The following is a 20495-nucleotide window of genomic DNA, read 5'->3' on the forward strand; positions in this document are numbered from 1 at the left end:
AAAGGAGAGTAACTAAATGACAGGGATGGTTTCAAACGGTTGGATGCTGGCTTTTCAAGCGCTGTTTGCCCTGTTGTTCATAGCGGGCAGTGCACTGCTGTGGTTCCCGCTTCTCGGACGCATCCGCTTTGGAAGGGCCAGTCGTCTGGCGATGATGCTGGAAGCACTCAAACGGCGGGAGCAGCGGATGCTTGCCAAGGACCGGCAGGAGGAAGCGCTGAGTCCCAAGGCGCGCGCGTTTGCCGAGAAAGCCCGACTGGCCGGTCTGCCTGCGGATTGGGGCTATCAGCGCTTTCGTCTGCTTCGCGCGGGGCTCGCTCTCCTGATGCTATTGGTCGGCTTTATGGCTCAAGCGGCGGCAAGCCCCGATTTGCTTGCGAATCCGGGGCTTGGCCCGTGGTTTGGATTGGGGATTAAGCTGCTGCTTTGCACGGCCTTGGGCTGGTGGACCCCGCTGCTGTTCGTCCATGTGGCGGCGGCGCAGAAGCGAACCGGATATCTGCTCGAAATCGCCAAGCTGTCTCAGCGGCTGTCGATCTGTGTCAGCGAGAAGGCGGACATTCGGGAAATGCTGATACGTGCCGGACGGCCGCTCAAGCTGTTAAAGCCGCATTTGCAGGAGCTGACGGTCATGTGGGGCAAGGACCAACGGGCCGCCATTTGGCGCTTTAAGGAAGCGGTCGGCATCTCGGAGGTGTTCCCGCTCGTTAACGCATTGGATGCGGTCTGCCAAGCCGATACGAATGAAATGGCCAAAGTGCTCAAGGAACAGACCGCCAGCATCGAAGCGACACTGACGGCGGATATTCAACGGAAACTGGAGAATGCGCCGATTTGGATCAGCTTTTATATCATGATTCCGTTCGCCGTTATCGTTCTGCTGTTTTTGTACCCATGGATCGTCACCATATCCGAGCAGTTGATGACAAGCTTCGAAGGTTAGATGCAGGGAAGGCGTGACGCACATGTCCAAAATCGTAATTGCCATGCTGATGGCGGTGCTGCTGGGCGGCGCTGCGCTGTATGTGCTTGGCGCTCAGATCGTTCCGGCGACCGGAACGGCGGGAACGAAGACGAGCACGCAAATCAACCATGCGTTTCAATGAGACGATAACGATCGCAAAGGGGAGAGAGCCATGGGGAAGTTAGTCATTGCCTGCCTGTTGACCGTTCTGCTGGGTGGTGCGGCGATGTTCGTCGCAGGAACGAAGGTAGGTCCGGCAGTAGGGGATAAGGGAGGAAGGCTCAACACAAGCATCTCGGGGGCGCAGGTGGACGTACACAGCGGCTCGGTCAGCACGACCGCACCATAATCTAAACGACAGAAAAGGATGAGAGCCTGTGGGAAAACTGGTTATTGCCTGCTTATTGACGGTATTGCTCGGCGGAGCGGCCATGTTTGTGGCCGGATCGAAGGTTGGTCCTGCGGTAGGGGGCAAGGGAACGAAACTTTACGAGAGCGTGACCCAGGCAACGGTCAATCAAACAAGCGGCGAAGCTACCTTGAAGCAACCTTGAATCATGAGCAAACTAATTACGTTATGTTTAGCGGTCGTACTCATTTTTGGCATTTCGATTTATATTTTTCAACCGGCCGGCGGCGTCGGACTGAAGCAGCAGGTTCGCAACGGTCATACGACGGTTACGAATCAGGTACGCAGCTTCGATTATGTCACAAATTGACGGTGATGTTGTAGTGAAAAGCAAAATCGCTGCTTTTCTGCAGGATGAGCAGGGAATGGCCAACGTCCTTGTAACGCTCTTCTTAATGCCAGTTCTGCTGTTTCTTTCGCTGGCGATCGTCCCGTTTTTCGTCTATACGATGAAGGCGGATCATCTGAATACGATCGCCAATCATGCGCTCAAGGAAATGGAGGCGGTCGGCTATTTAAGCCCGACGGTGGAGTCCAATATGAACGCCAGATTAGCCTCGCTCGGGATGGGGGACGTGACGGTGAACGGTTTGGCTTATCCGTCTTATACGGGGAGCACCCGGAGTAAAGTGCTTCGCGATGCCGCTGACCCGACGGTGAAGCTCGTCCTCAAGTATCCCGCGCCGAATTTGAGCCGTATGCTGAACGCCATCGGGGGCGGAGGGAACGCATCGGCCCAAGAAGGGTTTTATTATTTGGTGCTTTATGGAAAGAGCGAAGCTTACGAATAACTCAAAGCAATGTTGCTGTTTTAAAAGGGGGGAGATACGTGTGCGGCAGGCATGGCAGTGTCGGTTGGGAGCGGAAGCGTACGGCTTGTGGAAGGACGAGAAGGGGAGCGCGCACTTGCTGCTGTTCGGCTTGCTGGGCATGATGACAGCCGCTTTTATTTGGGTTATTGCGTTTAATTGGATGATGCAAACGTACGGCACGAACAAAACCAAACCGCTGCTTGACCGTGCCACGCATGCCGCCTCGTTGGATATCGTGCCGGAGGAGGCGGCGCTCGGCCGGCTTGTGTGGGACAGAACGAAGGGGACGGATGATTTTTACCGGTACCTTCGGCTGAACCTGAAGCTGGACAGCGATCTGACCCCGGGAGAGGGAAGCCATCTTCGCGAAGCTCCCACTGTGCACCATTTGGAGTTTGTTACCAGTCCAGCGTATCCTTATGTGCTTCAGCGAACGGTTACCGTTCATACTGGCACAGCCAAGCAAACGACGCGCAGCGTTCAGGTAACGATTTACGGGCCGTCCGTCGTTGCCATCGTCGAAACGAACCAGCCTTTGCTCGGTCTTTCCAGCAGCGAGCCGGCTGTGCTCAGCAGCGTCGCCAGCGTTCGATTCCGTTAACTCTCACGGACTGAGGCCTTTTTCGTTCAAGGCTCTCTTTGCATTTTCCAGTTGCGGCAGGTAATGTAGAGATACAGGATATCTGCCAGAGGAGGAACTGAACATGCACGAATACGCACAACGCATCGGGCGCTTGCAGGAGAAGCTGCAGGCCCATCAGCTTGACGGCATGATGATTACGCAAAATGTAGACTTGTATTATTTGACCGGCTCTATGCAGACCGGTTATCTGCTCGTTCCTGCGGAAGGCGAGCCGCGCTTTTACGTTCGCCGCAGCGTCGCGCGCGCGCAGGAGGAATCCGCAGCCGCAGTAGAGCCGCTCGGCTCGTTCCGTGCCTTCGGCGCCCAACTGGCCCAGACGTTTCCGCAGCTTGCCCCCGGCTCCGCCGTAACGCTTGCCGCCGAATTCGACGTGCTGCCCGTACAGCAATGGCAGCGGCTGCAAAGCGTGCTTCCGCATGTTGTGTGGAAGGACGGTTCCATGCTGATCCGCGAGACGCGTATGATTAAATCGCCGCAAGAGATTGCTTGTATTCGCGAAGCTGCGCGAATCATCGACGGCGCGCTGGAAGATGCGCTTGCGAGGCTTAAGCCGGGCATGACCGAATTGGAACTGATAAGCGCCGTCGAACACTACACCCGGCTGCATGGCCACATCGGGACGATGCGTCTGCGCGGATATAACCAGGAAGTGCTTACGGGGGTGATCGGCGCAGGCGAAGCGGTTGCCAAGCCGACCTATTTTGACGGCCCTGCGGGCGGTCAAGGACTCGGTCCGGCCGTACCGCAGAGCGTAAGCCGGCGGCCGATTCAGCGGAACGAGCCGATCCTGATCGATATCGGATGCTGCATCGACGGATACGTGATCGACCAGACCCGGACAGCCGTGATCGGCGATTTGCCGGACGACCTGCGGCAGGCGTACGACGTATCCGAAGGGATCATTCGCAGCATCGAATCGATGCTGAAACCCGGTACGTTATGCGAGCAGCTCTACATCCATTCGCTTGGCATGGCCCAGGAAGCAGGGCTTGGCGAGCATTATATGGGCTTCGGCGACGATCAGGTCAAATTTCTAGGACACGGTATCGGTCTGGAGGTCGATGAGCTGCCTGTGCTGGCCAAAGGCTTCCGGTATCCGCTGGAGCCGGGGATGGTTATTGCGGTCGAACCGAAGTTCACCTTCCCCGGGCGAGGGGTTGTCGGGATCGAGAACAGCTACGCGGTGGCGGATAACGGCTTCGAGAAGCTCACCGTATCGCGGGAAGGGCTCATCCGGTTATAAGACGTATATGCGCCAAATGGTGCCGGCCGTGCCAAGCGTATAGCCCAATATTTTGATCCAGCCGGATGATGCCGCTATCCGGATGTTGAAACTCTCCCGCAAGTTCCTTGTCCGAGAGTTTGCGAAGCAGCAATACCCATCGTTCGTGCAGAGCGTCCAGCAGCGCAAGCGATAACGCGACCGGGGCTTGCCGGGTATCCGGCAGCTCCGCCCAGCGTTCCTCCCGATATGGCTTGATCACGGGTACTTCCTCCGTCAATGCCAGCTTAAAGCGAATGAAGCTGTTCATGTGGCTGTCCGCCATATGATGAACGACCTGCCTCACGGACCAACCTCCCGGCCGGTACGGCATATCAAGCTGCGTCTCACTGGCTCCTTGAACGGCCGTTCTCACCTGCAGCGGCAGCCGGGCAATATCCTCGATCCAAGCCGCAATCGTCTCCGCGTCCGGCTTTGCCGGAGCTTCGTACTTCCCGATCGGAAACCTCAAATGGTCTGTCATGAATACCCCACACCTTTCGCTTATTTGTTCCTTTTTTTTCAAACGCATTCATAGTAGGGAAGCTATTTTGTTTTAATTACTTTAGCATAAAAAAGATAAAATTGAAGACCAATTCCTTCCAAATCTGACCTACCAGTCTCTATCTCTTAGATAGATTAACCGGAACAGCATCGTAGTCCTTCTGCCACTGACAAGCGGGATATTTTTCGTTCGCACGGACGAGGCTTATCGCATTGCCTAACCCTCGAAAAGATGATAAAATTAATAGAATTCATTATAAACGCTCTGCGACCGTTGCAAGAGAGATTCATTGCGTCATGCACAAATTCCTTACACTATGCATCTATTTAAATTAAGTCAGCAAACAGAGCATGAATCCAAGGCAAGGGCCGGTTGACCAAGAGGGGGAACGTCCATGCTGCGTCTGGGACAGAAGATCGTTATTATTGGCGATAGCTTCGAACAAAATTTGCCGATCGGTGAATATGGATATATTATCGCGTACGACCGCAATGCGGACAATGTGTTCGATTACGTGGTTCGAATTCCGAAAGTGAACAAGCATTATTTCGTACCGGGCGCCGATGTCGAGCTCGAGGAAGTGCTCATTCAGCAGGAAGTGGACCGGCTGGAACGAGAAGCGCTGATCGATTTTGCGCTTGCGACGAAGAACGAAGAGCTGTTTCGTCGTGTAATGAACGGCGATACGGAAGAAGTCGTAGCGGAAACGAACAAAGAGGTGCAGTCCAAGGAAGACTTCATCAAGCAAGTCAATCTAAGGGCTTGGATTTGAAGCGTTCATTTATATAGAAACGTGATAGAGTTGAAATGAAAGAATCGGGTCGCGACTTCGAAATGTGCGCTGCCGGTTCTTTTTCTTTTGGGCAAAATCACACGGTTTCCAATTGAGTTCACCCCCTAACTCCGCTATAATAATAAGAATGATTGTCAGTAGAGTGAGGTGCAGGAATGAGCATAACCGTGAAGGATGTCGAACATGTGGCCGCTCTCGCCCGACTGGAGCTGAGTGACCGCGAGAAAGAGCAGTTTACTGAGCAGTTGAACGCCATATTGAAATATGCCGGGCAGCTGGAGCAATTGAACACGGACGATGTCGAACCGACCAGCCACGCGATGCCGCTTGTCAATGTCATGCGCGAAGACGAGGTCAGACCGTCGCTGCCGATTGAGAAAGTGCTGCTTAACGCCCCGGACGAAGAAGACGGGCAGATCAAAGTGCCTGCCGTATTGGAATAAGTGTGGAATCTACCGAGGCGAACCTGAAGGGAGGACTTGTGCTTGTCTTTGTTTAATTTGCGCTTGCAGGAACTGCATAACAAGCTTCATGCGAAGGAAATCACCGTCTCCGATCTGGTGGACGAGTCGTATAAACGCATTGCCGCTGTCGACGGCAAAGTAAAGGCGTTTCTCACGTTGGACGAGGAGAACGCTCGGGCGAAGGCGAAGGAGCTGGACGCCAAGGGGGGCGGCAGCGAACCGCGCGGGCTGCTGTTCGGGCTGCCGATCGGCATTAAGGATAACATGGTGACCGAAGGCGTCACCACGACGTGCGCAAGCCAATTTTTACGCAACTACAACCCGATTTATGACGGAACAGCGGTTCGGAAGATTAAAGAAGCGGATGCGGTCAGCATCGGCAAGCTGAATATGGACGAGTTCGCGATGGGCGGTTCCAACGAAAACTCCAGCTTCCATCCGACGCACAATCCGTGGAACCTGGATTACGTTCCGGGCGGCTCCAGCGGCGGCTCCGCAGCGGCGGTAGCGGCCGGCGAAGTGTACTTTTCGCTCGGCTCCGACACCGGCGGTTCGATCCGCCAACCTGCGGCATACTGCGGCATTGTCGGTCTCAAGCCGACTTACGGGCTCGTTTCCCGCTTCGGCTTGGTCGCGTTCGCGTCCTCGCTCGACCAGATCGGTCCGCTCACCAAAAACGTGGAAGACAGCGCTTATTTGCTCCAGGCGATTGCCGGGCACGATCCGCTCGATTCCACGTCGCTTAACACGGAAATCCCGGATTACGTCAGCGCCTTGACCGGCGACGTTCAAGGGCTGCGGATTGCCGTCCCGAAGGAATATTTGGGCGAAGGCATCGACCCGAAGGTGAAGGATGCCGTCCTGACCGCTTTGAAGGTGCTGGAAGGCCAAGGGGCGATCGTCGAAGAAGTATCGCTGCCGCATACGGAATACGCGGTTGCGACTTATTATTTGCTCGCTTCCTCCGAAGCGTCCTCCAACCTGGCGCGCTTCGACGGCGTACGTTACGGCGTGCGCGCGGACAATCCGAAAAATTTGCTTGATATGTATGTCCAATCCCGCAGCCAAGGATTCGGCGACGAAGTGAAGCGCCGAATCATGCTCGGAACGTATGCGCTCAGCTCCGGTTATTACGATGCCTACTACTTGAAGGCGCAAAAGGTCCGTACGTTGATCAAACGCGACTTCGAGCAGGTGTTCGAGAAATATGATGTGGTTATCGGACCGACGGCCCCGACGCCGGCCTTTAAGATCGGCGCGCAGTCGGACGACCCGCTGACCATGTATTTGAACGATATTTTGACGATTCCCGTCAGCCTTGCCGGCATTCCGGCCATCAACGTTCCTTGCGGCTTTGCCGACGGTCTTCCGATCGGATTGCAGATTATCGGCAAGACGCTGGACGAATCGACGATTTTACGCGTCGCTCACGCTTACGAGCAGCAAACCGACTTCCACAAGCAGCGTCCGCAGCTGTAATAGAAAGGAGCCACCTTTAGTGACAGCAGCAACCGACAAGAAATACGAGACGGTCATCGGGCTCGAAGTGCACGTTGAACTGCACACGAACTCCAAAATTTTCTGCGGCTGCTCCACCGCCTTCGGAGCTCCGCCGAACACCCATACGTGTCCGATCTGTCTCGGACATCCCGGCGTGCTTCCCGTGCTGAACAAGCAAGCGGTGGAGTACGCGATGAAAGCGTCGATGGCACTCAACTGCCAGATTGCAACGGAGAGCAAATTCGACCGCAAAAACTATTTTTACCCTGACTCCCCGAAGGCGTACCAAATTTCGCAGTATGACAAGCCGGTCGGCGAGCATGGCTGGATCGAAATCGAGGTCAACGGCGAAACGAAGCGCATCGGCATTACGCGCGTGCACTTGGAGGAAGATGCGGGCAAACTGACCCACGTAGACGGAGGACATGCCTCGCTCGTCGACTTCAACCGCGTCGGCACGCCGTTGATCGAGATCGTATCCGAGCCGGACCTCCGTTCCCCCGAGGAAGCGCGGGCATATCTGGAGAAGCTGAAAGCGATCATGCAGTACTGCGACGTTTCCGACGTGAAGATGGAGGAAGGCTCGCTGCGCTGCGACGCGAACATCAGCTTGCGTCCTTACGGGCAAAAGGAATTCGGCACCAAGGCCGAGCTGAAGAACATGAACTCGTTCCGTGGCGTACAGCGCGGACTGGAATACGAAGAATGGCGTCAGGCGGACGTGCTGGACAGCGGAGGCAAAGTCGTACAGGAAACGCGCCGTTGGGACGAAGCGCAGGGCAAGACGCTGACGATGCGGAGCAAGGAACAAGCGCACGACTATCGTTATTTTCCGGACCCGGACCTCGTGGCGCTGCACATCGACGACGCTTGGAAAGCGCGCGTCCGCGAATCGATTCCCGAGCTGCCGGACGCCCGCAAGAAGCGGTACGTCAGCGAATACGGTCTGCCGAGCTATGACGCGGAGGTCATCACGTCGTCGATCAAGCTGGCCGACTTTTTCGAGGAAAGCTTGAACTTCACCAAGGACGCCAAAGCAGTCTCCAACTGGATTATGGGCGACCTGCTCGGCTACTTGAACGCGAACAACCTGGAGCTGCAGGATGTCAAAGTGACCGGTAAAGGTCTCGGCGAAATGATCGGACTGATGGAGAAAGGGACGATCAGCAGCAAAATTGCCAAAACCGTCTTCAAAACGATGCTGGAAACGGGCAAAGCCCCGCAGACGATCGTTGAGGAGCAGGGGCTTGTGCAGATCAGCGACGAAGGCGCGATTTTGGCTGTCGTTGAGCAGATCGTTGCGGGCAATCCGCAATCGGTGGCAGACTTCAAAGCGGGCAAAGAAAAAGCCGTCGGCTTCCTGGTCGGTCAAGTAATGAAAGAGACGAAGGGGAAAGCCAACCCCGGATTGGTGAACAAATTAATTATCGAGGTCCTGAACCGTTAAGATTTTCCATAGCTGAAAAAACAGCAGAGGCTGTCCCAAGGCGAAGTGAACATTTGCCAGGGACAGCTTCTTTTGTTGTGAGGCAACGTTTCGTTTGGTAAAATATAGGGCAATCTAAATGCCTCCGCTGTCAAATGAGGCTCGAAGGAGGCTCTGTATCTTCATGATCAGACCAATTGATTTAAGCGATCAGAGCGCCGTGCTGGAGCTGCTGTCGCTTCAGCAGGTCGCATACCGTATCGAAGCGGAGCTTGTGGGCTTCGAAGAGATTCCGCCGCTGCTCGATTCGCCGCTTTCACTTCGGGAGTCGGGAGAAGCGTTTTTCGGCTGCTATATGGATGAGCGGCTTGTCGGTGCGGCAGCCTGCAAGCAATCGCCTAAGGAAATGACCGTGTGCCGGATGATGGTGCATCCCGACTGGTTCCGTCACGGGATTGCCAGCCGGCTGCTGGAGCATATCGAGCAGCATGTCCCGCCGGGAACGTTGATCAAAGTCGCTACGGGCACGAACAATACGCCGGCCGTACGGCTTTACGAAAAGCACGGGTACGAGCCGGTGCAGGTCCATTTGCTTGCACCCGGTATTACGCTGACACAATTTCAAAAAATCGTATAGTCGTCAAAAGTAACTGTTGCGCCGTCGGCCGTACGCTGTACAATGGTCTCCCCGCGAACGGACAGCTGCAGCCTGCGGCCGCGGCGAGTCGTATAAGCAACCGACAAGGCTTCATCTCCGTCTTCGAAAACAGGCTGCTTGTCCGAAGCGCCTGCGAACGCACGCCAGTCGTCCAGCGTCAATACGCTGGACGCTTCTGCTTCCGCCGCCCCCATCGCTTCGACCACGACCGCGTTCCGTCCGTTAGAAAGCAGCGAGGCTGCGGACAGGCGGTCATTTTGTTCCATCACGCTCAATGGCTGCATCAGATGGACGGCGACGAAGACCTGTCCGAGCTTTCCGTAGCCGCTTCGTTCTTCGACATGCCATTCGCCTTTGGGCAGGCAGCTGACCAACGTATCGGCGGCCTCGGCGTCTGGCGGCACGTCCCAGACGGCGATGACCGTATCTTTGTCCAGCAGCACCTGCCCGTAAGAGCTGGCATGGCGGTCGTCGCCCGGCGTGTAATGGGCCCCGGGGTGGAAGAAGTACAGCTGATTTACGCCCAGCGCGGCCGTTTCCGTATCCAGGGGCAGGGAGACATCCCAGCGCAGCTGTTCATTGTCGAATTCGTCGCGCCGCTCCCAAATGCCCCCGAGGGCATAGTCGTTCGTCAAATAGGCATACGTATGAGCTTCGGACTCAACTTTCCCGTCGGCTCCGGCAAAACGGATCTTGCGCTTGAACTCGCAAGGCGCCTGGCGGTTCACGACCGCCTCCCGGACAGCCTCCGGTACTTCATAGCTGAAGAGCGCCGCTCCCTCAAGACGAGGAAACGCCGTCGGCGCCGGAAAATCGCCGAACTGGATATAGTCGTGCGGCGTATTCGTATCCTTCGGCGCATCGTGCGGCCAGATCCGGGACTGCGGCCCGACCCAAGCGCCGCGCAAATACGATTCCGCGCGAAGTCTCCACAAATAGTCGAGCAGCTCTTCCGTGACTATATGCGCTTGTTCATCCCGGACGATTTCCCATACGCAAGTGAAAGCTTGGATCCAATGCCAATGCCAAGGAAGGCAGCCGTACTCCTTGAATCCGAACGTACGTACGTGGTTTAGCAGGCGGCGGGCGCATGCCGTCCCTTCCCGAAGCAGCGCCTCGTCGGCGAATACGTGTCCGAGCAGCAGCTTTAATGCGGTATGCTTCGCCTCGTGATGGTGCATCGACGCCAGCGGATGGCGGTACACGCCGCTTTTGTAAATGTGCAGCAGTGCCGCTTGGAGCTCGCTATCCAGTTCAGGGGGCAGCGCGTGCCGCATCCTTTCGTGGAACAGGATCAGCAGGCATCCCATGAGCTCTACCGGCAGTACGTGCGGCTTTGCCGCGGCCGGATCGGCTCCCAGATTTAGCGGCCAATGCCCGTACATCGGGCTGTCCGGATTTTGGTCCTGCAGCGTCAACACTTGGCGAAGCATCCGGACCGACAGACCGGCCGCCGCTTTCCGGGTCTCTTCACTCCAACCGGGAGCGCCTTCCGCTACATAGGCAAACAGATGGGAAGCAAAATAAAAGTTGTCGCGCAAATCTTTATGAAACCAATAGTCGCTCTCCAGCAGAGGCAGAGCAAGAGCCTGCTCGGCCGCAAGCCGGAGAACGAGACGTCTCCGTTCGTTCGTTTCCCTTTTCATGAAGCACCATTCCTCCAGTACTCGTCCCATGCTAATTTAAACGTTTCACTTCTTTAGTCTACCTGCAACTGTCCCGAAGTCAATGACTTTTCTGCGGAATATTTTTACCGGGTCTCCATCAGAAGAGGATGACGTGTTACAATAGTCATCAATATCTTGTTGGTAAGGAGGCGGTTTCTTTTATGCACGATCCATGGACGATCGATACGCTTCATATTACGCTCAGATTGGTATTGTCGCTGCTGTTCGGCGGCTTGATCGGGATCGAGAGGGAGCAGAGCAGCCATGCCGCCGGACTGCGCACGCACATGCTCGTTTGCCTCGGTTCCACGCTGATTATGCTTTTATCCATGTATGGTTTTTCCGAATTTTCCAAGCTGGACAACGTGCGGTTGGACCCGGCCCGGCTGGCGGCCCAAGTCATTAGCGGTATCGGCTTTCTCGGCGCGGGGACCATTCTATATACAGGCAAATCGATCACCGGCCTCACGACGGCCGCTTCCCTATGGGTAGTAGCAGCTATCGGTCTTGCGACGGGAGCAGGCTTTTATTATGCGGCCGCATTGAGCTGCGTGTTTGCTTTGATCAGTTTGTTTGTGCTTAACTTGGTGGAGAAAAAATACCTCCGCGCTAAAAAGCTGCGTCATATTGAGCTCAAAGCGCTGGATACGCCGAGCTTGATCGGCAAAGTGTCCGCTTTGCTCGCCAACAAAGGAAGCGTAATCCAGAAGCTTTCTGTCGAAGAGATTCCTTCGGAAGAAGAGGAATTGATTCACATCACCCTTACGCTGAGGCTTGCCAAAGGCGACAATGTCAGCCAAACGGTCGAGGATCTCATGCGGCTGGATGGCGTCCGTTCCGTTTCCTGCGATTAAAATAAAATTTTTTGAATGGTTTTGAAGGGGTTTGGCGGAGGAACGGCGTCTAAGGTTTCAAGAGCGCAGATCGAGGCGGTGAGCAATGTGGAGAGCATGACGGATGAACAACTGGTCGACCTAATCCGTCAAAGTGATGAAGAAGCGTACCGGATATTGATGGCACGTTATCAGGACTATATCTATACGCTGATTTATCGCATGACCTTGCATCGCGAAACAGCCGAGGATTTGACTCAGGAAGTATTTATCAAGCTGTACCGTTCCCTTTCCAACTTTCGCGGCGACGCCAAGTTTAAAACCTGGCTTTATCGGATGACCGTCAATCTGGTCACCGACTACAGGCGTTCGCAGAGCCGCAAGCCGTACGAAGCGATTCTGGACAAAATTAAGGGCTGGTTCGGAGACCGCCGGGAAGAGCCCGAGGCCCGCGCGCTGCAAAAGGAAGAGCAGGAAACGATGCAGCGGCTGCTCGCCGACCTGCCGGACAAATACCGGCTCATTCTGTATTTGTATCATTACAAACAGCTATCGTATCAAGAAATTTCGGATGTGACCGGATTGCCGATGAAGACGATTGAAACGAGATTGTATCGCGGAAAATCGCTGCTTAAAGAAAAATGGCTGGAGGTGCGGGGACATGACCATCATGCATCCAAAAGATCAAGAGCTGCAACGCTATCTGAATAAAAGCTGCTCTGAATTGGAATACCATCGGATTGCACGTCACATGAAGGCTTGCGCTCCATGCCGCGGGAGACTGTCCGACTTTTTGGATGTCGAATTGATGTTGGATCAGCTTGCCGTCGAACAGGCGCCTGTGGAGTTGACAGACCGCGTCATGTCCGCTTTGCGTTCGGGAGGAGCGTACGCTTCATCGGACCGGTCTTTGCCGGATCACCCGGCGTTCGAGACGCAAGCTGCCTCGCCCCGGCGCAAATGGAAGCCTTATTGGCGTACCGAGCTGCTTCACGGGATGGTCGCCATGGCCGCTACGTTCCTGTTTATCATTTCCGGCGTATTCGGGAAGCTGACGTCTTTGGACCCGAATCAGTGGGAGGCCGATGTTCGTACCGGCGCCCTTCAATTGTTCCACGTCGTCGAATCGGTGTCGCGCCAATTGTTGTCATAAGGAGGGAATCTACGAATGCAGGACCAACCGAAAGGCCCGCATTATCATCGTGAGGATCGGGAAGACGAGTTTTTACGGGAGCGAATGGAGCGTTGGGGGCAGTCCCAAAAACCGCCGTTCGATCCTTTTTTCAGACCGAAGCCTCATAAGAGCAAATGGCTAGCCGGGTTATTGTCGTTTTTTATTCCGGGCACCGGACAATTATATTTGGGTTTGATGCAGCGGGGCCTGGGGATCATGCTGTTGTTTATAATGAATATTGTCGCTATTGTATATTTCGCAACGGGAGGATCGGAAAACATTCCGCTGATCGTTTTGTTTTCGCTGCTTATGCCCGTCACTTACTTCTACAATATCTTCGATGCGCTGCAGCAAACGGATCGGGTTAACGGGTACGGACATCCGGCTTATTTTGACGAGCCCCGGACGGAAGGGGATTTGCCGTTTACGTCCGAGAAGCCGACGCGCAAATTGCGCCAGGGGAACATATTCGGCTACGCGCTTATCGCAGCGGGTGCTCTGTTGTTTCTGGCCGGAGGCAAGCCGCAGTGGCTCGAACGCATATTTGACTTTGTCGGTTCGTCGTTTGGCGCTGTTATTTTGATTGCTATCGGGGTTTTCATGTTCTATAAAGAATCCAGGAAAAAATAAGGAGAGAATTCGCATGCATAAGGCAGGCCGTTACACGGCGGCAATTTTGCTTGTATGTGTCGGCGGCGCCGTAATTGCCGACAAGACGACGGGCACTCACCTGACTGCGATGCTGGCGGATTGGTGGCCGCTGTTGTTTGTTTTGCTCGGAATTGAATATATTTTATTTAATATCAAGTTTGGAAAAAGCGATCGTCAATTGAAGCTCGACATCGGCGGGATTATTTTCGCGGTGCTTATCGCCGCCATCGTCATTGTCAGCACCCAGAGCGGCGAGCTTCTGAAAAAATTCAGCGGTTGGACCGTTAACGGGACGATCGATATGATGGCCGAGGGAAAGAAATTCGATAAAGGCATTACCGCCATCGAGCTTCCTGCCCCCGTCGAGAACGTAAAGGTGGACAATGAGAGTGGGAACGTCGTTCTTAAGTCCGGATCGGTCGACCAGCTTCAGGTCGATGTCAAGGTGTACGTTAAAGGTGTCAGTGAAGAAGATGCGCAAGCGCTCGCGAACGAATCCAAACTGGAACACAGCGTGAGCGGCAATACGCTCAATATCCAGGCTGTCGCCAAAGAATACGAAGGCGTCGGCGCCCTGTTCGGAAACCGCAAGCCGCGGATGGATCTGGTCGTTACGCTGCCCGCGGAGCATAAAGTCAATGTGGAGCTGCAGATGCGCAATGGCAATATCGATGCCTCCGGACTGCCGATTAAGCAGCGTCTCTATGGGCGTACGACGAATGGGGGAATCCGTCTTGAGAATCTGCAGGGCGAGTTGGATTTGGAGACCACCAACGGCAAAGTTCAATCGGAACGCACGGTAGGGCCGATGACGATCAAAACCACCAACGGACAAATGCAGGTGAAGGATCATCAGGGGGATACGACGCTGAAATCGACCAATGGGAAGCTGAACATCGCCAATGTGACAGGGGAACTGCGGGCAGAAACGAGCAATGGCAGCGTCACCGCGCAGGGGACGTTTAAAGGCGTAAAATTACAATCGACCAATGGGTCCGTCGAAGTGAGCAGCACAGTTGTCGACGGCAACTGGGACGTGCAAACGGACAACGGCAAGGTGGAGGTCAAGCTTCCACAAAACGGCGACTACCGGATCGACGGCAAAGGAGAAGAGGAGAGCATCAAAACCAATCTGCCCTTGTCCGTTCAAGAGGATAGCGTCAAAGGTACGGTCGGAAGCGGCAAATACACAATTAAGCTGCATACCAACAGCAAGCTCGTCATACAGGGGTCCAATTGACAATTTGTTGAACATCCGGGTAAAATAAAGTGATACACTCTTTTCCCGGATTAGGCGGTGAACACGATGAACCATTCATTGGAGCAGGCACTTAACAAACTCAAAACGATGGGCATTCGGATGACTCCGCAACGGCATGCCATTTTATCATATTTGATTAATACAATGTCCCATCCGACGGCGGATGAAATATATAAAGCGTTGTCGCCGCTTTTTCCTAGCATGAGCGTGGCGACGGTATACAATAATCTTAAGGTATTTATCGAAAGTGGATTGGTACGGGAGATGACCTATGGCGACCATTCCAGCCGCTTTGACGCGGATTTGTCCGATCACTATCATGCGCTTTGCGAGGAATGCGGCAAGCTGGTCGACTTCGCTTACAAGCCGCTGGACGACCTGGAGCAGGCAGCCGGCGAAATAACCGGATTCCAGGTAAAAAGCCACCGGGTGGAAGTTTACGGCATCTGTTCGGACTGTGCCAAGCAGACGACATGATAGATTGGTAGAATTAAGGTATAATGGACGTGTCTGGATTCCCGCGGCTGCGGGTAGACGCGTCCTTTTTTCATTATTCATCAGCTTTGCCTCATCATGTGACGGGAGTGAAACCATGGAACCGACGTTTGAAGCGGGAGGCGGGTCGCGCCGCAAAAAAAGAAAGAAGTCGACCTTTGTCCTGTTGTTTTTTGCCCTCCTATGCGGTCTTATTTTAGGTGCTTACTTATGGATCAAGTATGTCCCGAATTGGCAGCATGAACAACCTGACTTTAACGGTAATCCCAAACCGATCTTCTACGAAGGCGGTATGCTGGATCAGCCCGCCGTCGGGCAGAAGGAAAGCTTGAAGCTTCCGTTCGACATTGTTAAGGAACGGATCGATCCCACGCTTGTTTACGAGAAAGTGAGCGAGTCGACAATCATTACGACGCAAAACAAAGTGGTCCGGCTTCGAACCAGCCAGTTGACCGGAATGATCAACGAAAAGCCGTTTACGCTCAAATTTCCGCTCGAAAAGTCGAACGGGATATTGTACCTGCCGATCGATCCGCTGAAAGATTTATACAAGATCGACCTGCGGGAATCGCCGGATACGGGCGCCGTTTTGCTGTTTAAGGAAGGCGAGACGATTCACTGGTATAAGACGATCACCATTCCGGATAAACCCGACAAAACGCTTGCCATGCGGCGGGACCCGACGATCAAAGCTCCGATTCATGCCGATTTGAAGCAGGGAGAGAGCTTGATCGTATGGGGCGAGGAAGGCGAATGGTACCGGGTGCAGCAGACGAACGGCTATATGGGATATGTTCGCAAGGATCAGTTGGTTGCCGACAAGGACGAAGTCATCCCGAAGAAAGAAGCGGAGCCTCCGTTCGTGGCTAAAAAGCCAATTAGCGGTAAAATCAATATGACTTGGGAGCAGGTCGTGACCAAAAATCCGGACACCAGCAAAATTCCCGACATGCCGGGGCTGGATGTGGTCAGTCCGACGTGGTTTCATTTGGAGGACGGCGAGGGCAATCTCAAAAACTTGGCCGATCCTGCCTATGTCAAATGGGCTCACGACAGAGGATACCAAGTCTGGGGACTTTTCAGCAACGGCTTCGAGCAGAAGCGGACGACCCAAGCGCTCTCCACTTATGACAAACGAATGAAGATGATCAAGCAACTGCTTGCTTTTGCACAGATGTATTCACTGCAAGGAATCAACATCGACTTCGAGAACGTGAATTTGAAGGACAAGCAAAACCTGGTTCAATTCGTCCGGGAAATGGCGCCGCTTATGCATGAGCAGGGCCTCGTCGTTTCCATGGATGTCACCGCCAAATCGAGCAGCGAAGCGTGGTCCATGTTTTACGACCGGAAAACGCTGATCCAGTCGCTCGACTATATGATGCTGATGGCTTATGACGAGCATTGGGCGAGCAGTCCGAAGGCCGGTTCCGTCGCTTCGCTGCCATGGGTGGAGAAGTCGATTTCCGACCTGCTGAAAGAAGAGCAGATTCCGCCGTCCAAGCTGATTCTCAGCATTCCTTTCTATACGCGGGTATGGACCGAAACGAAAAAGAACGGCAAAACCAATGTGAGCTCAAAAGCCGTGTTTATGGATATGCCCCAGCGCATCATTAAGGAGAAAAAGCTTACTCCTGTATTTTCCCCGGAAACGGGACAAAATTACATCGAGTACACGGAAGACGGCAAGCTCAACAAAATTTGGATCGAAGACGAGACGTCGGTAAAAGCGCGCATCGAGCTCGTGAAAAAGTACGATTTGGCGGGCGTCGCATCGTGGCGAAGAGGCTTCGAGAATCCCGAGGCATGGAACTGGATCAGCACGTCATTAGAAGCGCCGAAAAAATAACAATCAATACAAAATAAACCGGCTCGCCTCATCGAACGATGATGGCGGAGCCGGTTTTTTATTCCTTTATGGAGAAGTCGTTTCCCCGGCTTGATGCGTCGAGGTTGGTGCCGAATCGGCGGCCGGAGCATATTTCGGGTCGAGCGTCAGAATCGTTTTGCAGAACATGCAGCGGTCCGTTTTCCCTAGCATCTTCGTCGGCTTTCCGCATTCCGGGCATTCGATGACCGTCGCGCTGGTCGACATCATGCCCGCGGCAAAATAAATTCCCATGCTCACCAGCATGGCAATGGCTCCGATGACCATACATACGGCGGCAATCATCCGGCCGGCGGCTCCCCATTCGAAGACGATCCCGGCAAGTCCGAGGATCATCAGAAGCATTCCGCCCATGGTCAGCAGGAGCCCCCACAGCCGGAATTCATTTACTTTACTTGACTTGAATTTCATGTCTTCACTTCTTTCTCGTAAGAATTGTGAGTGTCGTCACAAAAGAATGCAGGAAACGGCGGCTTCATGTAGAAATAACTATTCATGAAGAACGCATGTGGCTATCGTCAGGAGGCTTTCGCGATGGATTCCTTAAAAGCATATTGGGTAGAAAGGCTCCGTCAAGACGAGTCCGTTATCAGCGTAGCGGCCGTCGACAATCCTTCTTTGTTCTCGGCTATCACAGACGGATTCGACATTGTGCTTCTGGTTGTCAGCAGCAATAACGAACGTGCTCATCAACAAGTTCATTATATAAAAGACAACCGCCGTATACAAGAAAGATGGATAAGCCCGGATACTTTGGATGAACTGATTTTGCGCGGCGAGTATCGCAATGTTATTTATTGGATCTTAAAAGGGGAGATACTTTTGGATCGGGATATGTATTTGGAGACCCTGCGGCATAAAGTGCTTGAGTTCCCGCTACCGCTGAGAGAACACAAGCTGCTGATCGAGTTCTCCAAATTTTTGCGCTGCTATTCGCAAAGTAAAGAATACATCTTAGACGAGCATTTGCTTGATGCATACAACAATATATTGGAGGCCCTGCATCATTGGGCGCGAATCGTCATTATCGAGTCCGGCAATCATCCGGAAGTAACGATTTGGCGGCAGGTGAAGACGATCAATCCCGGCGTGTATAAGCTGTACGAGGAGCTGACGCTAAGTAAAGAGACGTTAAAACAGCGCGTTCAACTGGTGCTGCTAGCCAGCGAATTTTCCGTCATGTCCAAGATGGAGCGCTGCTGCAGGCCGCTGATCGAACTGCTTGCCAGCCGCGAGGAAGCGTGGAGCCTTCAGGAGCTCCAGCAGCAGCCTGAGCTGGCAGACATTAAAGCGGATCTCCCGCTGCTCTTGAATAAGCTGGTCAAAAAATCGTTGGCTAAAGAAATCGTCTTTACTCATGACCCGGAGCTATCCGTGCTGGAGATGCGGTATAAGGATGTCAAAAGCTGAACGTTGTGTTATAATGGATTGGACAATCAAATAGCCACTAGGGGAGCTCCGACTTGCGGGGCTGAGAAAAAGAAGCGTGTTCTTTGACCCTTGGAACCTGTTATGAAGTCTGCGTAGAGCAGGCATCACTGGATTATACCAGCGTAGGGAAGTGGACGAATGCCAGCAAACTGCATATGAAGTATGCAGGACAACATTCGGCCGGCCCGCCTGCGGGTCGGCTTTTTGCTTTTATCGGCAAAACGGCTGGAGGTGATAAGGATGCGATTGACCGTGAACGGGGAACTGAGGGAAGTGGATAATGCGGCCACCGTAGCCGAACTGCTCTCGGCGTTTAAACTGGACAATAAAATTTTGGTTGTCGAATTAAACCGGGAAATTATTGACCGTACCCGGTATGAGGAAGCCCGCCTGAACGATGGAGACCAGATCGAAATTGTTCATTTTGTCGGCGGCGGCTGAATAAAACTATCATTGGAGGAGCTACCATCATGAGCGACACGTTAAAAATCGGACCTTACGAATTTCAATCCCGACTGCTGCTCGGGACAGGGAAATTTTCGGATTTGAAGATTCAAGATCAGGCCGTTCGGGCTTCGGAAGCGGAAGTGTTGACTTTTGCTATCCGCCGTCTGCCCATCGACAATCCGGATGCGCCTAACTTTTTGGAAACGGTAGATTTGAAGAAGTTCACGCTGCTTCCGAATACGGCCGGGGCCTATACCGTAGAGGAAGCTGTGCGCATTGCGCGCCTGGCCAAAGCTTCCGGGCTTTGCGATATGATCAAAGTAGAAGTGATCGGAGATCCGAAAACGCTGCTTCCCGATCCGGTAGGAACGCTGGAGGCGACGAAAATTTTAGTAGAGGAAGGCTTTATCGTATTGCCTTATACTTCGGATGATCCGATATTGGCCCGCAAGCTGCAGGAAGCGGGAGCCGCGGCCGTTATGCCCGGAGCATCGCCGATCGGTTCCGGTCAAGGGATCGTAAACCCGAATAATTTGCGTTTTATTATCGAAGAAGCGAAAGTTCCGATTATCGTCGATGCAGGCATTGGCGGTCCTGCGGATGCTGCCTTAGCTATGGAGCTTGGCGCGGATGGCGTGCTGTTGAACACGGCTGTTGCCGGTGCGCAGGACCCCGTGCTGATGGCCGAAGCGTTCAAGCTGGCCGTGATCGCAGGGCGCAAGGGCTTCTTGGCGGGCCGTATTCCGAAGAAGCGCTATGCGTCTGCCAGCAGCCCCGTCGAAGGCATGATAGAGTAATAGGATGTTGGTATCTTCCGGCTGCCTTCGAGCGGCCGGATATTTTTATTTAGTTTAAGGGTTGACTTTCAAACTTAAGATGTGTTAAATTAATTCTCGCCGCTAAAAACGGCTGCCTTTAAAAAACTTAATCAAGCTGCTTCAAAAAAATGGTTTTAAAAAAAGCTTGCATTAAGATAGGCAAATGTGATATATTATAAAAGTCGCCGCTAAACGAGGTGACAACAACCGACAAAGCTTGAAATGCTTGACAGTCCGGCTTTTGATGGAGAAATTGCCCTTTGAAAACTGAACATCGAGTGAGTGTCATAAAGAGAATGAAAATTCTCGTCAGTAGTAACTTTTGAGCTTTAATCAGCTTTTCTTTAATGGAGAGTTTGATCCTGGCTCAGGACGAACGCTGGCGGCGTGCCTAA

General features: G+C 53.6%; 26 protein-coding genes. 23 read left to right on the forward strand and 3 right to left on the reverse strand.

The window, feature by feature from the left end; genetic code table 11:
* Window positions 1-16: 16 nt before the first annotated feature.
* The 8 genes from KQX66_RS12055 to KQX66_RS12090 all read left to right on the forward strand — a co-directional run bounded on the left by KQX66_RS12055 (window position 17) and on the right by KQX66_RS12090 (window position 4071).
* Window positions 17-943: a hypothetical protein gene (locus KQX66_RS12055; RefSeq protein ID WP_216792698.1), complete on the forward strand. Its 927-nt coding sequence runs from the start codon at window positions 17-19 to the stop codon at window positions 941-943.
* Between the two features lie 22 nt (window positions 944-965).
* On the forward strand, window positions 966-1106 hold the full coding sequence (locus KQX66_RS12060; RefSeq protein ID WP_216792699.1) for a hypothetical protein: 141 nt from the start codon (window positions 966-968) through the stop codon (window positions 1104-1106).
* A gap of 30 nt (window positions 1107-1136) precedes the next feature.
* The gene (locus tag KQX66_RS12065; RefSeq protein ID WP_164824350.1) at window positions 1137-1313 is read left to right on the forward strand and encodes a hypothetical protein; all 177 of its coding nucleotides are present in this window, start codon (window positions 1137-1139) and stop codon (window positions 1311-1313) included.
* Window positions 1314-1341: 28 nt separating this feature from the next.
* Window positions 1342-1518, forward strand: a complete 177-nt coding sequence (locus KQX66_RS12070) for a hypothetical protein (protein ID WP_010502154.1) — start codon at window positions 1342-1344, stop codon at window positions 1516-1518.
* A gap of 3 nt (window positions 1519-1521) precedes the next feature.
* Window positions 1522-1683 (forward strand): hypothetical protein, encoded by a 162-nt coding sequence (locus KQX66_RS12075; protein WP_216792700.1) that lies wholly within the window; start codon window positions 1522-1524, stop codon window positions 1681-1683.
* A 13-nt stretch (window positions 1684-1696) separates the two neighbouring features.
* Window positions 1697-2164 (forward strand): hypothetical protein, encoded by a 468-nt coding sequence (locus tag KQX66_RS12080; RefSeq protein ID WP_308647233.1) that lies wholly within the window; start codon window positions 1697-1699, stop codon window positions 2162-2164.
* A 40-nt stretch (window positions 2165-2204) separates the two neighbouring features.
* Window positions 2205-2786: a hypothetical protein gene (locus KQX66_RS12085; RefSeq protein ID WP_216792701.1), complete on the forward strand. Its 582-nt coding sequence runs from the start codon at window positions 2205-2207 to the stop codon at window positions 2784-2786.
* A 103-nt stretch (window positions 2787-2889) separates the two neighbouring features.
* Window positions 2890-4071, forward strand: a complete 1182-nt coding sequence (locus tag KQX66_RS12090) for a M24 family metallopeptidase (protein WP_216792702.1) — start codon at window positions 2890-2892, stop codon at window positions 4069-4071.
* Here the strand turns inward: KQX66_RS12090 and KQX66_RS12095 are convergent.
* Window positions 4058-4573, reverse strand: a complete 516-nt coding sequence (locus tag KQX66_RS12095; protein ID WP_216792703.1) for a YfiT family bacillithiol transferase — start codon at window positions 4571-4573, stop codon at window positions 4058-4060. The two genes, KQX66_RS12090 and KQX66_RS12095, sit on opposite strands and share 14 nt — an antisense overlap.
* Window positions 4574-4988: 415 nt before the next feature.
* Between KQX66_RS12095 and KQX66_RS12100 the strand changes: the two genes are divergently transcribed.
* The 5 genes from KQX66_RS12100 to KQX66_RS12120 all read left to right on the forward strand — a co-directional run bounded on the left by KQX66_RS12100 (window position 4989) and on the right by KQX66_RS12120 (window position 9414).
* A complete protein-coding gene (locus KQX66_RS12100) occupies window positions 4989-5366 on the forward strand; it encodes a hypothetical protein (protein WP_010502168.1) in 378 nt (125 codons plus the stop codon).
* Between the two features lie 176 nt (window positions 5367-5542).
* On the forward strand, window positions 5543-5830 hold the full coding sequence (gene gatC, locus KQX66_RS12105; protein WP_036684822.1) for an Asp-tRNA(Asn)/Glu-tRNA(Gln) amidotransferase subunit GatC: 288 nt from the start codon (window positions 5543-5545) through the stop codon (window positions 5828-5830).
* 42 nt (window positions 5831-5872) lie between these two features.
* On the forward strand, window positions 5873-7330 hold the full coding sequence (gene gatA, locus KQX66_RS12110) for an Asp-tRNA(Asn)/Glu-tRNA(Gln) amidotransferase subunit GatA (RefSeq protein ID WP_216792704.1): 1458 nt from the start codon (window positions 5873-5875) through the stop codon (window positions 7328-7330).
* Between the two features lie 19 nt (window positions 7331-7349).
* On the forward strand, window positions 7350-8798 hold the full coding sequence (gatB, locus tag KQX66_RS12115) for an Asp-tRNA(Asn)/Glu-tRNA(Gln) amidotransferase subunit GatB (RefSeq protein WP_054974864.1): 1449 nt from the start codon (window positions 7350-7352) through the stop codon (window positions 8796-8798).
* A 163-nt stretch (window positions 8799-8961) separates the two neighbouring features.
* A complete protein-coding gene (locus tag KQX66_RS12120; RefSeq protein ID WP_216792705.1) occupies window positions 8962-9414 on the forward strand; it encodes a GNAT family N-acetyltransferase in 453 nt (150 codons plus the stop codon).
* On the opposite strand, the gene KQX66_RS12125 is transcribed toward KQX66_RS12120, so the two are convergent.
* A complete protein-coding gene (locus KQX66_RS12125; protein ID WP_216792706.1) occupies window positions 9399-11081 on the reverse strand; it encodes a hypothetical protein in 1683 nt (560 codons plus the stop codon). The genes KQX66_RS12120 and KQX66_RS12125 overlap by 16 nt on opposite strands.
* 182 nt (window positions 11082-11263) lie before the next feature.
* Here KQX66_RS12125 and KQX66_RS12130 point away from each other — a divergent pair, with 182 nt between their 5' ends.
* The 7 genes from KQX66_RS12130 (at window position 11264) to KQX66_RS12160 (ending at window position 17365) form a co-directional block, all read left to right on the forward strand.
* The gene (locus KQX66_RS12130) at window positions 11264-11956 is read left to right on the forward strand and encodes an MgtC/SapB family protein (protein ID WP_216792707.1); all 693 of its coding nucleotides are present in this window, start codon (window positions 11264-11266) and stop codon (window positions 11954-11956) included.
* 96 nt (window positions 11957-12052) lie between these two features.
* Window positions 12053-12646, forward strand: a complete 594-nt coding sequence (locus KQX66_RS12135) for an RNA polymerase sigma factor (RefSeq protein ID WP_216792727.1) — start codon at window positions 12053-12055, stop codon at window positions 12644-12646.
* A complete protein-coding gene (locus KQX66_RS12140; RefSeq protein WP_216792708.1) occupies window positions 12597-13088 on the forward strand; it encodes a hypothetical protein in 492 nt (163 codons plus the stop codon). Before KQX66_RS12135 ends, KQX66_RS12140 begins: the two co-directional genes overlap by 50 nt.
* Before the next feature lie 15 nt (window positions 13089-13103).
* A complete protein-coding gene (locus KQX66_RS12145; protein ID WP_216792709.1) occupies window positions 13104-13739 on the forward strand; it encodes a hypothetical protein in 636 nt (211 codons plus the stop codon).
* Between the two features lie 13 nt (window positions 13740-13752).
* Window positions 13753-15000 (forward strand): DUF4097 family beta strand repeat-containing protein, encoded by a 1248-nt coding sequence (locus KQX66_RS12150; RefSeq protein ID WP_216792710.1) that lies wholly within the window; start codon window positions 13753-13755, stop codon window positions 14998-15000.
* A gap of 66 nt (window positions 15001-15066) precedes the next feature.
* Window positions 15067-15498, forward strand: a complete 432-nt coding sequence (perR, locus tag KQX66_RS12155) for a peroxide-responsive transcriptional repressor PerR (protein ID WP_216792711.1) — start codon at window positions 15067-15069, stop codon at window positions 15496-15498.
* 115 nt (window positions 15499-15613) lie between these two features.
* Window positions 15614-17365 carry a glycosyl hydrolase family 18 protein gene (locus KQX66_RS12160; protein ID WP_216792712.1) on the forward strand — a complete coding sequence of 584 codons (1752 nt, stop codon included), beginning with the start codon at window positions 15614-15616 and terminating at the stop codon, window positions 17363-17365.
* A 66-nt stretch (window positions 17366-17431) separates the two neighbouring features.
* Here KQX66_RS12160 and KQX66_RS12165 read toward each other — a convergent pair whose 3' ends face one another.
* Entirely contained in the window at window positions 17432-17815 is a 384-nt protein-coding gene (locus tag KQX66_RS12165) for a DUF2614 family zinc ribbon-containing protein (RefSeq protein ID WP_216792713.1), read from the reverse strand.
* Between the two features lie 123 nt (window positions 17816-17938).
* Between KQX66_RS12165 and KQX66_RS12170 the strand changes: the two genes are divergently transcribed.
* The 3 genes from KQX66_RS12170 (at window position 17939) to KQX66_RS12180 (ending at window position 20079) form a co-directional block, all read left to right on the forward strand.
* Complete coding sequence (locus KQX66_RS12170) at window positions 17939-18814, forward strand: nucleotidyltransferase-like protein (RefSeq protein ID WP_216792714.1); 876 nt, start codon at window positions 17939-17941, stop codon at window positions 18812-18814.
* A gap of 261 nt (window positions 18815-19075) precedes the next feature.
* Complete coding sequence (gene thiS / locus KQX66_RS12175) at window positions 19076-19276, forward strand: sulfur carrier protein ThiS (protein ID WP_025853022.1); 201 nt, start codon at window positions 19076-19078, stop codon at window positions 19274-19276.
* A 29-nt stretch (window positions 19277-19305) separates the two neighbouring features.
* Window positions 19306-20079, forward strand: a complete 774-nt coding sequence (locus tag KQX66_RS12180; protein WP_216792715.1) for a thiazole synthase — start codon at window positions 19306-19308, stop codon at window positions 20077-20079.
* The last annotated feature ends 416 nt before the right edge of the window (window positions 20080-20495 follow it).

It is taken from the genome of Paenibacillus oleatilyticus (assembly GCF_018998565.1).
GTDB classification, from domain to species: domain Bacteria; phylum Bacillota; class Bacilli; order Paenibacillales; family NBRC-103111; genus Paenibacillus_G; species Paenibacillus_G oleatilyticus.

Excerpts from the sequence above, each read along its gene's own strand:
- KQX66_RS12055 (WP_216792698.1), top strand. The coding sequence starts at position 17 with ATGACAGGGATGGTTTCAAACGGTTGGATGCTGGCTTTTCAAGCGCTG.
- KQX66_RS12060 (WP_216792699.1), top strand. The coding sequence starts at position 966 with ATGTCCAAAATCGTAATTGCCATGCTGATGGCGGTGCTGCTGGGCGGC.
- KQX66_RS12065 (WP_164824350.1), top strand. The coding sequence starts at position 1,137 with ATGGGGAAGTTAGTCATTGCCTGCCTGTTGACCGTTCTGCTGGGTGGT.
- KQX66_RS12075 (WP_216792700.1), top strand. The coding sequence starts at position 1,522 with ATGAGCAAACTAATTACGTTATGTTTAGCGGTCGTACTCATTTTTGGC.
- KQX66_RS12090 (WP_216792702.1), top strand. The coding sequence starts at position 2,890 with ATGCACGAATACGCACAACGCATCGGGCGCTTGCAGGAGAAGCTGCAG.
- KQX66_RS12095 (WP_216792703.1), bottom strand. The coding sequence starts at position 4,573 with ATGACAGACCATTTGAGGTTTCCGATCGGGAAGTACGAAGCTCCGGCA.
- KQX66_RS12100 (WP_010502168.1), top strand. The coding sequence starts at position 4,989 with ATGCTGCGTCTGGGACAGAAGATCGTTATTATTGGCGATAGCTTCGAA.
- gatC (WP_036684822.1), top strand. The coding sequence starts at position 5,543 with ATGAGCATAACCGTGAAGGATGTCGAACATGTGGCCGCTCTCGCCCGA.
- KQX66_RS12120 (WP_216792705.1), top strand. The coding sequence starts at position 8,962 with ATGATCAGACCAATTGATTTAAGCGATCAGAGCGCCGTGCTGGAGCTG.
- KQX66_RS12125 (WP_216792706.1), bottom strand. The coding sequence starts at position 11,081 with ATGAAAAGGGAAACGAACGAACGGAGACGTCTCGTTCTCCGGCTTGCG.
- KQX66_RS12130 (WP_216792707.1), top strand. The coding sequence starts at position 11,264 with ATGCACGATCCATGGACGATCGATACGCTTCATATTACGCTCAGATTG.
- KQX66_RS12135 (WP_216792727.1), top strand. The coding sequence starts at position 12,053 with ATGACGGATGAACAACTGGTCGACCTAATCCGTCAAAGTGATGAAGAA.
- KQX66_RS12140 (WP_216792708.1), top strand. The coding sequence starts at position 12,597 with ATGACCATCATGCATCCAAAAGATCAAGAGCTGCAACGCTATCTGAAT.
- KQX66_RS12145 (WP_216792709.1), top strand. The coding sequence starts at position 13,104 with ATGCAGGACCAACCGAAAGGCCCGCATTATCATCGTGAGGATCGGGAA.
- KQX66_RS12150 (WP_216792710.1), top strand. The coding sequence starts at position 13,753 with ATGCATAAGGCAGGCCGTTACACGGCGGCAATTTTGCTTGTATGTGTC.
- perR (WP_216792711.1), top strand. The coding sequence starts at position 15,067 with ATGAACCATTCATTGGAGCAGGCACTTAACAAACTCAAAACGATGGGC.
- KQX66_RS12160 (WP_216792712.1), top strand. The coding sequence starts at position 15,614 with ATGGAACCGACGTTTGAAGCGGGAGGCGGGTCGCGCCGCAAAAAAAGA.
- KQX66_RS12165 (WP_216792713.1), bottom strand. The coding sequence starts at position 17,815 with ATGAAATTCAAGTCAAGTAAAGTAAATGAATTCCGGCTGTGGGGGCTC.
- KQX66_RS12170 (WP_216792714.1), top strand. The coding sequence starts at position 17,939 with ATGGATTCCTTAAAAGCATATTGGGTAGAAAGGCTCCGTCAAGACGAG.
- thiS (WP_025853022.1), top strand. The coding sequence starts at position 19,076 with ATGCGATTGACCGTGAACGGGGAACTGAGGGAAGTGGATAATGCGGCC.
- KQX66_RS12180 (WP_216792715.1), top strand. The coding sequence starts at position 19,306 with ATGAGCGACACGTTAAAAATCGGACCTTACGAATTTCAATCCCGACTG.